Here is a 14,147-nt window from a genome sequence, read left to right on the forward strand (position 1 = left end):
CGGGGAAAATGTTCTCCCCTGCTCACCTCCTCCAGGCACTTCCACAACATGATGACCTGATCGGTTGCCGCCTATCCTCCTCACTATGACCTTCACCTCCGCGCTTTTGCCTACATCCTGCACAATCGGCAACTTTTATAACCAGTGTAAAAATAACGTGCCGCAATAATCCTACCTATTAATGATAAAAAGCTGTCACAATTCATAAAAAACTTTAATATACGCCACCCTAAACATAACCAGCGTTAATGTAAGGTTTTTGTGTGGACTGGCTTCTTGATGTTTTTGCAACCTGGCTATATGGCTTAAAAGTAATCGCGATAACGTTAGCGGTCATCATGTTCATCAGCGGGCTGGACGATTTTTTTATTGATGTCGTCTACTGGGTACGCCGCATTAAACGCAAGTTGAGTGTTTATCGCCGCTACCCGCGAATGAGTTACCGCGAACTGTATAAACCAGATGAAAAACCGTTAGCGATTATGGTTCCGGCGTGGAATGAAACGGGCGTCATCGGCAATATGGCCGAGCTGGCGGCGACCACGCTCGACTATGAAAACTATCATATCTTTGTTGGCACCTACCCCAACGACCCCGATACTCAGCGTGATGTTGACGAAGTGTGCGCTCGCTTCCCAAACGTGCATAAGGTAGTCTGCGCGCGTCCTGGCCCCACCAGCAAAGCCGACTGCCTGAACAACGTGCTGGACGCCATCACCCAGTTTGAGCGTAGCGCCAATTTCGCTTTTGCTGGTTTTATTCTGCATGACGCCGAAGACGTAATTTCACCGATGGAATTGCGTCTGTTCAACTATCTGGTCGAGCGTAAAGATCTGATTCAGATCCCGGTATACCCATTCGAACGCGAATGGACGCACTTCACCAGCATGACTTACATTGATGAGTTTTCAGAACTGCATGGCAAAGATGTTCCGGTGCGTGAAGCCCTCGCCGGACAGGTGCCCAGCGCAGGCGTCGGTACTTGTTTCAGCCGCCGCGCCGTGACCGCACTGTTAGCTGACGGTGACGGTATTGCTTTCGACGTGCAGAGTCTTACTGAAGATTACGACATTGGTTTCCGCCTGAAAGAAAAAGGTATGACGGAAATTTTTGTCCGTTTTCCGGTGGTGGACGAAGCCAAAGAACGCGAGCAGCGTAAATTTTTACAGCACGCGCGGACGTCAAACATGATCTGCGTGCGCGAATATTTCCCCGATACCTTTTCGACGGCGGTTCGACAAAAATCTCGCTGGATCATCGGCATTGTTTTCCAGGGCTTTAAAACCCATAAATGGACCTCCAGCCTGACACTCAACTACTTTCTCTGGCGTGACCGCAAAGGGGCAATCAGTAACTTTGTCAGCTTCCTCGCGATGCTGGTGATGATCCAGCTTTTGCTGTTGCTGGCGTATGAAAGTTTCTGGCCCGATGCCTGGCATTTCCTTTCTATTTTTAGCGGCAGCGCATGGTTAATGACCCTGCTGTGGCTAAACTTTGGCCTGATGGTTAACCGTATCGTACAGCGGGTGATTTTCGTCACTGGCTACTACGGCCTGACGCAGGGGCTGCTATCTGTCCTGCGTCTTTTCTGGGGCAACCTGATTAACTTCATGGCCAACTGGCGCGCGTTAAAACAGGTACTTCAACACGGCGATCCACGTCGCGTCGCGTGGGATAAAACAACGCATGACTTCCCCAGCGTCACTGGCGATACCCGCTCGTTGCGCCCGTTAGGTCAAATTCTGCTGGAAAATCAGGTCATCACTGAAGAACAACTCGATACAGCACTGCGTAATCGCGTCGAAGGTCTACGCCTGGGCGGTTCAATGCTGATGCAGGGGCTGATTAGCGCCGAGCAACTGGCACAGGCGCTGGCAGAGCAAAACGGCGTGGCGTGGGAATCTATCGATGCCTGGCAGATCCCTTCTTCGCTGATTGCCGCGATGCCGGCCTCCGTGGCGCTGCATTATGCGGTGCTACCGCTGCGTCTGGAAAATGATGAGTTAATTGTCGGCAGTGAAGATGGTATTGACCCGGTTTCGCTGGCAGCCCTGACGCGTAAAGTTGGACGCAAAGTGCGTTACGTCATTGTTCTGCGAGGACAAATTGTCACCGGATTACGTCACTGGTATGCACGTCGACGCGGTCACGATCCACGGGCAATGTTGTACAATGCGGTTCAGCATCAGTGGCTCACGGAACAACAGGCCGGTGAAATCTGGCGGCAGTATGTGCCGCATCAGTTCCTGTTCGCCGAAATACTGACCACGCTCGGTCATATTAATCGTTCAGCAATTAACGTGTTGTTATTGCGCCATGAACGCAGTTCTCTGCCGCTCGGCAAGTTTTTGGTCACCGAAGGCGTTATCAGCCAGGAAACGTTGGATCGCGTCCTGACAATTCAACGCGAATTACAAGTTTCGATGCAATCACTATTACTCAAAGCAGGTTTAAACACAGAACAGGTTGCGCAACTGGAGTCCGAAAATGAAGGAGAATAACCTTAATCGCGTCATCGGATGGTCTGGTTTACTGCTGACGTCTTTATTGAGTACCAGCGCACTCGCAGACAATATCGGCACCAGCGCAGAAGAGCTGGGGCTGAGCGATTATCGCCATTTTGTTATTTATCCCCGTCTCGATAAGGCGCTGAAGGCACAGAAAAATAACGACGAAGCAACCGCCATCCGCGAATTTGAATATATACACCAGCAGGTGCCGGATAATATTCCGCTGACTTTATACCTTGCGGAAGCCTATCGCCATTTTGGTCATGATGACCGGGCGCGGCTGTTGCTTGAGGATCAACTGAAACGTCACCCAGGAGATGCCCGACTTGAGCGCAGTCTGGCGGCTATTCCAGTTGAAGTGAAAAACGTTACGACTGTTGAAGAACTGCTTGCCCAGCAAAAAGCGTGCGACGCTGCGCCGACCCTGCGTTGTCGCAGTGAAGTCGGGCAGAATGCCCTGCGGCTGGCACAATTACCTGTCGCCAGAGCGCAACTGAACGATGCGACGTTTGCTGCATCGACGGAAGGAAAAACGCTGCGAACCGATCTGCTGCAACGCGCAATCTACCTGAAACAATGGTCCCAAGCAGATACGCTATACAATGAAGCACGCCAGCAGAACACATTAAGCGCGGCAGAACGCCGTCAGTGGTTTGACGTGCTTCTTGCCGGGCAGCTGGATGATCGGATCCTGGCGCTGCAATCACAGGGGATCTTCACCGATCCGCAGTCATATATTACTTACGCGACCGCGCTGGCTTATCGTGGCGAGAAAGCACGCCTCCAGCATTATCTCATTGAAAATAAGCCGCTGTTTACCACGGACGCACAAGAGAAAAGTTGGCTCTATCTGTTATCTAAATACAGCGCCAACCCCGTTCAGGCGTTGGCGAATTATACGGTACAGTTTGCCGATAACCGCCAGTATGTTGTTGGCGCGACGCTACCGGTGCTGTTAAAAGAAGGTCAGTACGACGCAGCGCAAAAACTGCTCGCCACCCTCCCCGCCAATGAAATGCTTGAGGAGCGTTATACCGTTAGCGTAGCGACCCATAACAAGGCTGAAGCTCTGCGTCTGGCACGATTGCTGTATCAGCAAGAACCGACAAATCTTACCCGCCTGGATCAACTGACCTGGCAACTGATGCAGAACGAGCAGTCACGCGAAGCTGCCGATTTGTTGCTGCAACGCTATCCCTTCCAGGGCGATGCGCGCGTCAGCCAGACTTTAATGACGCGACTGGCGTCTCTGCTGGAAAGTCATCCTTACCTGGCAACTCCGGCGAAGGTGGCGATTTTATCGAAACCCTTACCGCTGGCGGAGCAACGTCAGTGGCAAAGTCAGTTGCCGGGTATTGCAGATAATTGCCCGGCAATAGTTCGCTTGCTGGGCGATATGTCGCCTTCCTACGATGCCGCCGCCTGGAACCGTCTGGCAAAGTGTTATCGGGACACGCTACCCGGTGTGGCGTTGTATGCATGGCTTCAGGCCGAACAACGGCAACCGAACGCCTGGCAACATCGTGCGGTAGCCTATCAGGCGTATCAGGTTGAGGATTACGCCACCGCACTGGCGGCCTGGCAGAAAATCAGTCTTCACGACATGAGCAATGAGGATCTGCTTGCTGCTGCCAATACCGCCCAGGCGGCAGGAAATGGTGCGGCTCGCGATCGCTGGCTTCAGCAGGCAGAACAACGTGGGCTGGGAAACAATGCCCTCTACTGGTGGCTGCATGCGCAACGTTACATTCCTGGTCAGCCGGAACTCGCACTGAACGATCTCACGCGCTCAATCAATATTGCGCCTTCTGCCAACGCTTACGTTGCGCGGGCGACAATTTATCGCCAACGTCATAATGTCCCGGCGGCGGTGAGTGATTTGCGCGCCGCTCTGGAACTGGAACCGAATAATAGCAACACCCAGGCAGCGCTCGGTTACGCCTTGTGGGATAGCGGTGATATCGCACAGTCGCGGGAAATGCTCGAACAGGCGCATAAAGGGCTACCGGACGATCCGGCACTTATCCGACAACTGGCCTACGTGAACCAGCGTCTGGATGACATGCCTGCGACGCAGCACTATGCCCGGCTGGTGATTGATGACATTGATAATCAGGCGCTGATAACCCCACTGACCCCAGAGCAAAATCAGCAACGCTTCAATTTCCGCCGTCTGCATGAGGAGGTCGGTCGTAGCTGGACGTTCAGTTTCGATTCTTCTATCGGCTTGCGTTCCGGCGCAATGAGTACCGCTAACAATAATGTCGGCGGCGCAGCGCCAGGGAAAAGCTATCGTAGCTACGGGCAACTGGAAGCCGAGTACCGCATCGGACGCAATATGCTGCTGGAAGGCGACCTGCTCTCGGTTTACAGCCGTGTATTTGCCGATACCGGAGAAAACGGGGTGATGATGCCGGTGAAAAATCCGATGTCCGGCACCGGTCTGCGCTGGAAGCCGCTGCGCGATCAGATCTTTTTCCTCGCCGTCGAACAGCAGTTGCCGCTGAACGGGCAAAATGGCGCATCCGATACCATGCTGCGCGCCAGCGCCTCATTCTTTAATGGCGGCAAATACAGCGACGAATGGCACCCGAACGGTTCAGGCTGGTTTGCCCAAAACCTGTACCTCGATGCGGCGCAATATGTCCGCCAGGATATTCAGGCGTGGACGGCAGATTATCGCGTAAGCTGGCATCAGAAGGTGGCGAACGGACAGACTATTGAGCCTTACGCTCACGTTCAGGACAACGGCTATCGGGATAAAGGCACTCAGGGCGCGCAGCTTGGCGGTGTCGGGGTCCGCTGGAATATCTGGACCGGCGAGACGCACTACGACGCCTGGCCGCACAAAGTCAGTCTCGGCGTCGAGTATCAACATACCTTTAAGGCGATTAATCAACGTAACGGAGAGCGCAACAACGCGTTTCTCACCATTGGAGTGCACTGGTAAATGCGTAAGTTCATTTTCGTATTGCTGACACTGCTTTTGGTCAGCCCTTTTTCCTTTGCGATGAAAGGTATTATCTGGCAACCACAAAACCGTGATAGTCAGGTTACCGATACCCAGTGGCAGGGGCTGATGAGTCAGTTACGTTTGCAAGGCTTCGATACCCTGGTTTTGCAATGGACCCGTTACGGCGATGCATTCACCCAGCCAGAACAGCGCGCGTTATTGTTTAAGCGTGCCGCAGTTGCGCAACAGGCTGGCCTGAAGCTGATTGTCGGGCTGAACGCCGATCCGGAATTTTTTATGCACCAGAAACAGTCGTCCGCGGCGCTGGAAAGCTATCTTAATCGCCTGCTGGCTGCCGATCTCCAGCAAGCCAGATTATGGAGCGCCGCGCCTGGCGTAACGCCGGATGGCTGGTACATCAGCGCGGAAATTGACGACCTGAACTGGCGCAGCGAAGCCGCCCGTCAGCCCTTGCTAACGTGGTTAAACAATGCGCAGCGGCTGATTAGCGATGTTTCGGCAAAACCGGTTTATATCAGTAGTTTTTTCGCCGGAAATATGTCGCCCGATGGCTATCGCCAACTGCTGGAACACGTTAAAGCAACCGGCGTTAATGTCTGGGTTCAGGATGGCAGCGGCGTGGATAAACTTACCGCTGAACAGCGTGAACGTTATCTACAGGCCAGCGCCGATTGCCAAAGTTCCGCCCCTGCCAGCGGCATTGTTTATGAACTGTTTGTCGCCGGTAAAGGCAAAACCTTTACCGCGAAACCGAAGCCAGACGCAGAAATTGCCTCACTGTTAGCGAAACGTTCCTCTTGCGGTAAAGACACGCTCTATTTCTCTCTGCGCTATTTGCCCGTCGCGCACGGCATTCTCGAGTATTAAATCTCCTCCAGGTAAGTCGGGTACGACCTGGCTTACCTCTTTCGCTCTCGTCAGAATTCCATCAAGATTAATTGCTAAAAAGCGTGCTAAAGAAAGAAGATCGTTATCGGCGAACGGGCCGATCACTCATGCAGGAAGCATAGATCCTTTGAGCGGAGTTTCTGATATCTGAGGAGTGCGAAATGCAATTGAGCAGCAGTGAACCTTGCGTGGTGATCCTGACCGAAAAAGAGGTAGAGGTAAGCGTCAATAACCATGCCACGTTTACCCTTCCGAAAAATTACCTGGCCGCCTTCGCGTGCAACAATAACGTCATTGAACTCTCAACGTTAAATCACGTATTAATCACCCACATCAACCGTAACATCATCAACGATTATCTGTTGTTTTTAAATAAGAACTTAACCTGTGTAAAGCCCTGGTCGCGGCTGGCTACCCCGGTTATCGCTTGTCATAGCCGTACACCGGAAGTGTTCCGGCTAGCCGCCAACCACAGCAAGCAGCAACCCAGCAAACCCTGCGAAGCGGAGTTGACGCGCGCATTGCTTTTTACCGTATTGTCTAACTTTCTTGAGCAATCGCGGTTTATTGCCCTACTGATGTATATCTTACGCAGCAGCGTCCGCGACAGCGTCTGCCGCATTATTCAAAGCGATATTCAGCATTACTGGAATCTGCGAATTGTCGCCAGTTCGCTCTGTTTAAGCCCCAGCCTGCTCAAAAAGAAATTAAAAAACGAAAATACCAGCTATAGCCAGATTGTCACAGAGTGTCGTATGCGTTACGCCGTACAGATGTTATTGATGGATAACAAAAATATCACTCAGGTAGCGCAATTATGTGGCTATAGCAGCACGTCGTACTTTATCTCTGTTTTTAAGGCGTTTTACGGCCTGACACCGTTGAATTATCTCGCCAAACAGCGACAAAAAGTGATGTGGTGAAGGGCAAAGCGGAAACAGATAAGACTGGCATAAATGAAGAAGAAATGGCGCGCCCTGCAGGATTCGAACCTGCGGCCCACGACTTAGAAGGTCGTTGCTCTATCCAACTGAGCTAAGGGCGCGTTGATACCGCAATGCGGTGTAATCGCGTGAATTATACGGTCAACCCTTGCTGAGTCAATGGCTTTTGATCTGGTTGCTGAACAAGTGAACGACCACGTCTGATTTTCTGATTTATTTCGCTATAGCGGCAAACAAACGCACCCCGCTGCGCATCTGAATCAAGAAAACCCGTATTTTCATGTATCAAAGTACAATTTCCAGCCCTAACGGAAAATTGTCCTACCCTGTGAGACTGGTAACTATGAAACCAACGTCGGTGATCATTATGGATACTCATCCTATCATCAGAATGTCTATTGAAGTTCTGTTGCAAAAAAACAGTGAATTGCAGATTGTCCTGAAAACGGATGATTACCGCATAACCATCGATTATCTCCGAACCCGTCCTGTTGATTTAATCATTATGGATATAGACTTGCCCGGTACAGACGGTTTTACCTTCCTGAAAAGAATCAAACAAATCCAGAGTACGGTGAAGGTATTATTTTTATCATCAAAATCAGAATGCTTTTATGCGGGCAGAGCGATACAAGCGGGTGCTAACGGTTTTGTCAGTAAATGCAATGATCAGAATGATATTTTTCATGCCGTTCAGATGATTCTCTCTGGATACACTTTTTTCCCCAGTGAAACGCTCAACTATATAAAAAGTAATAAATGCAGCACCAATAATTCAACAGCTACGGTGCTATCTAATCGTGAAGTGACTATATTACGCTATCTGGTTAGCGGATTATCTAATAAAGAAATTGCCGACAAACTATTACTTAGCAATAAAACAATTAGTGCGCATAAATCTAATATTTATGGCAAACTCGGTTTGCATTCAATTGTAGAACTTATCGACTACGCCAAATTATATGAATTAATATAATATTAATTATAATTGATCATAAATATCGCATCCGCTTTCGCCACACCTGGTTGGACACCGCTGGCTAACGCTCGATAATTGGCAAAAAAGTTTAGCGTTACATTGCCATTTGCATCTACCTCCTCAGTCGGGCTCGCCTCGCCCAGCGCAAGCCGGGAGCGATCGCTCTTGCGTAATTCGATAGCGACGGTTTGTGCCATTGCGGGATCGTCCAGGGCCAGCAGGTTGGTATCGGATGCCGGCGTTCCCGTAAATAAAATCGCGACTGAACCCGGAGGACATCCCTCCAGCCGCAGGCTAAAAGGGACGAGTGCCGTGGTATCGCCAGCGGTCAGTAGTTGTGTCGTAGGCCATCTGCCTAAATCTACCGTCTTATCAACATCCGCTGTGTTTACGGTACAGGAGAAATCAACAACGTTACCGTGCAAATTGATATTAATCGTTCCTAAAGGGTCAGCTGCCCAGCCACTGGAACTCCACAGTAGCCCGCAGAAACAGCTAAAGATTACTCTTCTCATTCTCCGTACCTCATTGATAATCGACGCGTAAATACCCCAGCGCGCTAAACGGCCCTTCGGTCGGTTTTTGACCGGTAATACTGATAGGCCAGGCGCGAAGTGTGACATTGGCTGCCGCAGCTGCATCCAGACGGAAAGGAATAACGCTATTGAGATCGTTAGGCGTGATCGGCGTATCGTTCTGATCGGCGACAATAAAACCTAAATCCTGATTGTCCGACACCATCGCCTGACCAGAAACGGCACTGGCTTCCAGACGCATTGTTAAATAAGCCTGCGCAGCAACATTCGTACATTTGATCGCAATATTCTTGGTTTGCGGCATGACACCATTAGGTCGATTCCCCGGCCCTGCCGCACTAAATAACGATGCACCGATATCACCAAAATCAAATTCAACAATTTGCCCGGCATTTAATTCGCAGTTTTGCGGTACTTCAACCCGGCCACCAAAACTAATGGTATAAACAGGTGTAACCAACGGATCGTAAGGCGTTGATGTCACATACACGGTAAACATCACCTGTCTGGGGATCTCCACCATGTTAATAAAAGGACGAATAACCTTTAAACGAAATATCAAACGAGAATCCATCACCCCGAACGAAAGGTTTTGCGAAACGTTAGGATCTGTTCCCATACGGATATAATTTTGCGGGGGAAATTGAATATCCATCACGCTATCAACCAGACTCATCGCACCTAATAGATAATCATTTAATTGCATATATTTATAATTATCGATAGTTTCCTGAACAACAAAGTTGGTGACATAACTACGGTATGTATAATTCACCAGCGTGCCGGGTGGGCAAATTGCTGACACACCTACCCAGCCGGATTTTTCCGGTAAAACAACAATCTGACCTGGCTGGTTATTGGTGCTATTAAAGACATTTGAGAGATCATAGTGTTCATCTTCTGCTACGCCAGTACTATTTGCACAAACAGTAGCCCAGGATATGTTTGTTAACCACAAACATGCCATTGCTAATAATGACCTGCAGATTATCTTCATTGATAATTTCCTTTATGAGCCAGGATGTGTGCAAACTGCCGAAATAACAGTGACGGCTTGCTGTAAGCTTTGCTTCGGCAATACATAGTGCGCAATGCAGCGTGAGTTCGCGCCGTCTCCCCACTGAACCAGTAATTCACCAGACAATGGCGCACCACTTAAATAAACTTGCCCGTCATCACCCACCATACTGGTTATTCCGGTACTGTTTTCCCGTACCAGTGATCCAAACGGCACCGGTTTTCCGCCCTGGGTAACGGTAATGAGCGCCCGCACGCCTATGCGGGTATCAAAATTGGCACGAACCAACGCGCCTTGCGTCGGCACAACGCTGCTAATATTTTTTTCAACATCGATGGAATTCCCCATCGTATTGGTATCAAGCGCGATACGGTTATACCGATAAACCGTGGCATACGGCATCACCGCATAGCCGCGCCAGTCGGTTAAAATTCCAGTTTGATTTTCAATGCGTACACCGCCTGCGCCAGGCGCTTTAATCAAAACATTGGTATCCCCTAAAGGCTGGCTCAGCGTTATACCATTTTCATGCCCGACCACACCGCCAGACAGCTGCCAGTTAACGTCATGTTGATCGCGGTCGTAGTTATACCCGACCCCCAGCGTACCGTAAGCGGCCTGCCAGTTTGCCGTGGCGCTGCCCGTGTACCCATTATTCGAGGTATCGCCCTGGCTTACGTGATAACTCAGGTTGTGGCCTTCCAGTAAGGTCCCTCCAACGCCTGCCAGCCAGCTATTTTGCCCGTTGCTGTTACGGTTGGCGTTAAAGGAGGCATAAGCGCGATCGAGCGCATTTTCCCGGGTGTAGCGACGTTTGGTCAGAACATTGAAAGGCACTGAAACATTAAGTCCGACAATACGTTCGTTATCGGGGATCCCTACAGATTCATTCCACGAAAATGAGAGTGAATAACTGATGCCAACCCAGCTGCTGGTATACCCCACCTGATACCAAGTATCTGAATCCGAGGTATTCCAGTATTTCTGATGGGTACCTGAGATATAAAGCGAACCGAAGTCATTAAGTGATTGTGAAATATTTAACTGCAAACGGTCTTTACGGCTAAAGCGTAAATTGTGGTAATTCACTATTATTGGTTCATCGCGATGCTCACCGTCGTAATCGTAATCATATTCGTACCCCTCCATTCGACGATACGCAACATCATCAAGAGTATAAAAACCTTGTGTCGAATAGCGGTAACCCATTAACTGAAAATTGGTGCCGAAAGTGTTCATTGATTTCGCATAGAGGAAGCGAATGGAATCCCCTCATGACGACTGTCGTCGGCTAACTGACTGCGCGCATGCGTTACATCCAGCGACACTGCGCCCCAGTTCCCGAGGTTGCGCCCCAGCCCTAACAAAAAGGCGGTGTAATTTGCAGATAATTGCGTCCCGCCGTAGGCAGTAAATTCCTGTGGTAAACCGCCGAGTGCCGTGCCCTGAAAAAAGAAAGGCGACGATTGCTGACTATTACCGCTACGAAAATCGCCCGCCGTCAGGTCAAATTTGAAACGCCCTTCGCGTTGTAAAATTGGCACTGTTGAATACGGAATAGTGTAATTCTGCTGATTACCATCGCGCTCGTCGATGGTGACGTCCAGATCGCCATTTGAAGATGTCGGGTGCAAATCTGTAATTTCGAAAGCGCCGGGGGAGACATAGCTTTGATAGATAATAAAACCATTTTGCCGAATCGTTAGCTGGGCTGCCGTACGGGCAATCCCACGTACCGTTGGGGCAAACCCTTGCTGGCTATCTGGATACATATTATCAGAAGAATAAAGCCGTACACCTCGAAATCCGACGCCATCGAAAATATCACTCCCTGTATTACCGTCTCCCATTACCAGTTCACTTTTCAGCGGAATAATGGCGCGCTGTACCCAGGTGCCAATATTATTCCACTGTTCTGAATGATATCCATTTCCGCGAAAATAGTTCCAGGAACCATTGTTGCGTAAACGCCACGGGCCAATATTAATCCCACTGAGTTCACTAAAAAAATAGCTATCGTTACCATTACCTCTGTTACCGGTGAAATTATAATTCAGGAGTAAAGCAGGAATACCTTCATCCCACTCTTCAGGCGGAATGTAACCGTGAGCGCTACTCAACAACGCTATCTGAGGAATAGTGATGTTCAGGCGCATCGCTGCAAAATCAAAGTTAATTGTGGCATCAGGTACAGCTTTCAGTAAATTAATGCATTTATTATTTTGCTGCTGGGCTAACTCGGGGAATGCACTGCTATTAAGGCCAATTCGTTCAAGGAGTGCCTGGTTAAAACAAGGCATTAACCCACCTGATTTATCACCTGTATTTACTGTCGTCGATTCAAATACGATATCCTGTGAACCAATGAACTCATCATTACGCCAGAGATCCACCCGATACACACCCGCAGGTTGATGATTACCTCTCTCAAAGCGCGATAAATCAGCAACGGATGTGCCATTCTCTAATAAAAATGCCGGGTTGAAATAACTTTCCGCATAGCTTAAAAAGGAGGGTAAAATGGCAAGAGATGAATAACAAATTCCGGCCAGACACCAGGTATACCTCTGCGGAATATCCGTAATAGTGGGTATTTTCATAATTAGCTCTGATATTGTCAGATGATTCGGTTAGTTTAAGTTCACTTCTCTGACTGGGGTTACTGAACCATAATCATTAACGGTCTGAAATTTCAGCTTTCCCTGTACTCCTGAGGGTAAGGGAATTTGTGAATTAACTCTGGGTGCAGCCATAGCATTCCCCAACTTTTGGCTGCCCACTTGCAGGTTAACCAGGGTGACATAAAAAGGTGATGGATTATGAACATTGATATAGTTACCGGATCGCGAAAACTTGAGTGTGTCCGGCGCTTCTGCGGGTAATTCTTGTAGTTGAATTGGACGGAGAAATAACTTCATGCGCGATAAAATCGCCAGTTGCAAAACATTCCTGCCGTTCAATGCATTTTTATCTACCGAAGGGATCGTCTTAACATTCATCCAGAACAAAGACTCACGATCTGCCGCCAGCGGTGGACCGGTGTAAATAATACGCAAGGTATTTTCGCTTTTGGGTTCACTAACAAACAGTGGCGGTGTAATGATGAATGACTTTTCTTTTACACCGCTACTGTTTTCAATCCACGAATTGACCAGAAAGCGCTCATTGGTATGGCTATTTCTAATCCATACCGCAGTCTGTTTAGCATCAGCGGGATAAATAATACGCGTGGCACCTAATGCGATCCCTCCGGCAGCATGGGCGCTGGCCGAAATGATTAAATGAAATATAATGAGCATCAATAACTTTATTTTAGTCATCATAGTTAATACGCCTTGTGTATTCCTGACGGCAAAAATAAGAAATATAAAGAAATGATTGCTTTGGTTTATTACAACACATCATTCCCTTTTCATTTAATAAAGCGGCATGATACAAAGTGAGCGTGATTTCGATTTACATTGCCACCATACCGCTTCAGACAACCGGTACATTACTTTGTTATAAGACGTGATATATAATTCAAAACTACGTAGTTTTGATTATTCGTATCTCATAATAAAAGTCGCGTCAGCATTTGCTTGCCCTGCTGATGCACTTGTACCGGTGCCTTTATAACGCGCAGAAAAATGAAGAACGTTGGTCCCGGGGATCAAGTTCTGGTTGGTTGAGAAGCTATTCCCATCAGGTTTGAGAATTGCAGATGTATTATCAAGTATTTCAATACCGACACCCGTTGCTGTTGTTGTATTGGTACTGGATGCAATGGCCAATAAATTATCATTGATTGCATCCGCCTGACCAGAAAATGCAACGGCAGCATTAGCGGCAACAACAGGATCGCAGTCGTTCAACTGTATAGTGAATGGAATTAATGCAGAGGTATTACCAACAGCATTGAAAATATCGGTACGATATTGACCGAGTGTGACAACCTGGTCTGCCGAGTCAGTATTCACTGAACAGGCAGCATTCACCAGTTCGCCTTCAAAGTGAATTGTACCGCCATCTACAACGGCAGCATAACTACCCGTAGCGGCGAATAGTGCGGCAGCCAGCGCAGACGAAATAAATCTTAATTTCATATATATTCCTTCAATCTCATTTATCGACTCCACATCCGTATATAACCGATTACTTTATTTAAGACACTGATAGTAGTAAAATTCCTTTTTATCCTCTAAGAATGTCTTAATTGAAAATATGCACTCTATTCTAAAAAATAGAGAGCCCCGTTAGATGAATATTTCCGCGCAAAATATATTCAACACAAATATAGACCTGAAGCGGTAAATTAC

General features: G+C 48.6%; 9 protein-coding genes, 1 tRNA gene and 1 pseudogene. 5 read left to right on the forward strand and 6 right to left on the reverse strand.

What is annotated here, in order from left to right; genetic code table 11:
- Positions 1 to 263 precede the first annotated feature (263 nt).
- The 4 genes from nrfB (at position 264) to envY (ending at position 7,295) form a co-directional block, all read left to right on the forward strand.
- A complete protein-coding gene (gene nrfB, locus AABJ99_RS17035) occupies positions 264 to 2,501 on the forward strand; it encodes a cyclic di-3',5'-guanylate-activated glycosyltransferase NrfB (protein WP_000383913.1) in 2,238 nt (745 codons plus the stop codon).
- A complete protein-coding gene (gene nfrA / locus AABJ99_RS17040) occupies positions 2,488 to 5,460 on the forward strand; it encodes a bacteriophage adsorption protein NfrA (RefSeq protein ID WP_039021584.1) in 2,973 nt (990 codons plus the stop codon). The genes nrfB and nfrA overlap by 14 nt, the downstream gene beginning before the upstream one ends.
- Positions 5,461 to 6,351 carry a DUF4434 family protein gene (ybcH, locus tag AABJ99_RS17045; RefSeq protein ID WP_039021583.1) on the forward strand — a complete coding sequence of 297 codons (891 nt, stop codon included), beginning with the start codon at positions 5,461 to 5,463 and terminating at the stop codon, positions 6,349 to 6,351.
- 182 nt (positions 6,352 to 6,533) lie between these two features.
- Positions 6,534 to 7,295 carry a DNA-binding transcriptional regulator EnvY gene (gene envY / locus AABJ99_RS17050; protein ID WP_001177464.1) on the forward strand — a complete coding sequence of 254 codons (762 nt, stop codon included), beginning with the start codon at positions 6,534 to 6,536 and terminating at the stop codon, positions 7,293 to 7,295.
- A 45-nt stretch (positions 7,296 to 7,340) separates the two neighbouring features.
- Here the strand turns inward: envY and AABJ99_RS17055 are convergent.
- Positions 7,341 to 7,417 (reverse strand) — tRNA-Arg (locus AABJ99_RS17055).
- Positions 7,418 to 7,659: 242 nt separating this feature from the next.
- On the opposite strand from AABJ99_RS17055, the gene fimZ reads away from it, so the two are divergent.
- The gene (fimZ, locus tag AABJ99_RS17060) at positions 7,660 to 8,292 is read left to right on the forward strand and encodes a fimbria biosynthesis transcriptional regulator FimZ (protein WP_000805420.1); all 633 of its coding nucleotides are present in this window, start codon (positions 7,660 to 7,662) and stop codon (positions 8,290 to 8,292) included.
- Between the two features lie 2 nt (positions 8,293 to 8,294).
- On the opposite strand, the gene sfmF is transcribed toward fimZ, so the two are convergent.
- The 5 genes and pseudogenes from sfmF to fimA all read right to left on the reverse strand — a co-directional run bounded on the left by sfmF (position 8,295) and on the right by fimA (position 13,934).
- The gene (gene sfmF, locus AABJ99_RS17065) at positions 8,295 to 8,810 is read right to left on the reverse strand and encodes a fimbria assembly protein (protein ID WP_039021582.1); all 516 of its coding nucleotides are present in this window, start codon (positions 8,808 to 8,810) and stop codon (positions 8,295 to 8,297) included.
- 10 nt (positions 8,811 to 8,820) lie between these two features.
- Positions 8,821 to 9,828, reverse strand: coding sequence for a type 1 fimbria D-mannose specific adhesin FimH (fimH, locus tag AABJ99_RS17070; protein ID WP_338387388.1), 1,008 nt, complete (start codon positions 9,826 to 9,828; stop codon positions 8,821 to 8,823).
- A gap of 12 nt (positions 9,829 to 9,840) precedes the next feature.
- A pseudogene (sfmD, locus tag AABJ99_RS17075) lies at positions 9,841 to 12,449 on the reverse strand (fimbrial biogenesis usher protein).
- A 30-nt stretch (positions 12,450 to 12,479) separates the two neighbouring features.
- On the reverse strand, positions 12,480 to 13,172 hold the full coding sequence (gene fimC / locus AABJ99_RS17080) for a type 1 fimbria chaperone FimC (RefSeq protein ID WP_039021581.1): 693 nt from the start codon (positions 13,170 to 13,172) through the stop codon (positions 12,480 to 12,482).
- A 219-nt stretch (positions 13,173 to 13,391) separates the two neighbouring features.
- Positions 13,392 to 13,934 (reverse strand): type 1 fimbrial major subunit FimA, encoded by a 543-nt coding sequence (fimA, locus tag AABJ99_RS17085; protein WP_000776555.1) that lies wholly within the window; start codon positions 13,932 to 13,934, stop codon positions 13,392 to 13,394.
- Positions 13,935 to 14,147 lie beyond the last annotated feature (213 nt).

It is taken from the genome of Escherichia coli (assembly GCF_036503815.1).
Classification (GTDB): domain Bacteria; phylum Pseudomonadota; class Gammaproteobacteria; order Enterobacterales; family Enterobacteriaceae; genus Escherichia; species Escherichia coli_F.

Bases quoted from the DNA above. Each gene is read 5' to 3' on its own strand.
- ybcH (WP_039021583.1), top strand. From the start codon at position 5,461: ATGCGTAAGTTCATTTTCGTATTGCTGACACTGCTTTTGGTCAGCCCT.
- envY (WP_001177464.1), top strand. From the start codon at position 6,534: ATGCAATTGAGCAGCAGTGAACCTTGCGTGGTGATCCTGACCGAAAAA.
- fimH (WP_338387388.1), bottom strand. From the start codon at position 9,828: ATGAAGATAATCTGCAGGTCATTATTAGCAATGGCATGTTTGTGGTTA.
- fimZ (WP_000805420.1), top strand. From the start codon at position 7,660: ATGAAACCAACGTCGGTGATCATTATGGATACTCATCCTATCATCAGA.
- nfrA (WP_039021584.1), top strand. From the start codon at position 2,488: ATGAAGGAGAATAACCTTAATCGCGTCATCGGATGGTCTGGTTTACTG.
- sfmF (WP_039021582.1), bottom strand. From the start codon at position 8,810: ATGAGAAGAGTAATCTTTAGCTGTTTCTGCGGGCTACTGTGGAGTTCC.
- fimA (WP_000776555.1), bottom strand. From the start codon at position 13,934: ATGAAATTAAGATTTATTTCGTCTGCGCTGGCTGCCGCACTATTCGCC.
- fimC (WP_039021581.1), bottom strand. From the start codon at position 13,172: ATGATGACTAAAATAAAGTTATTGATGCTCATTATATTTCATTTAATC.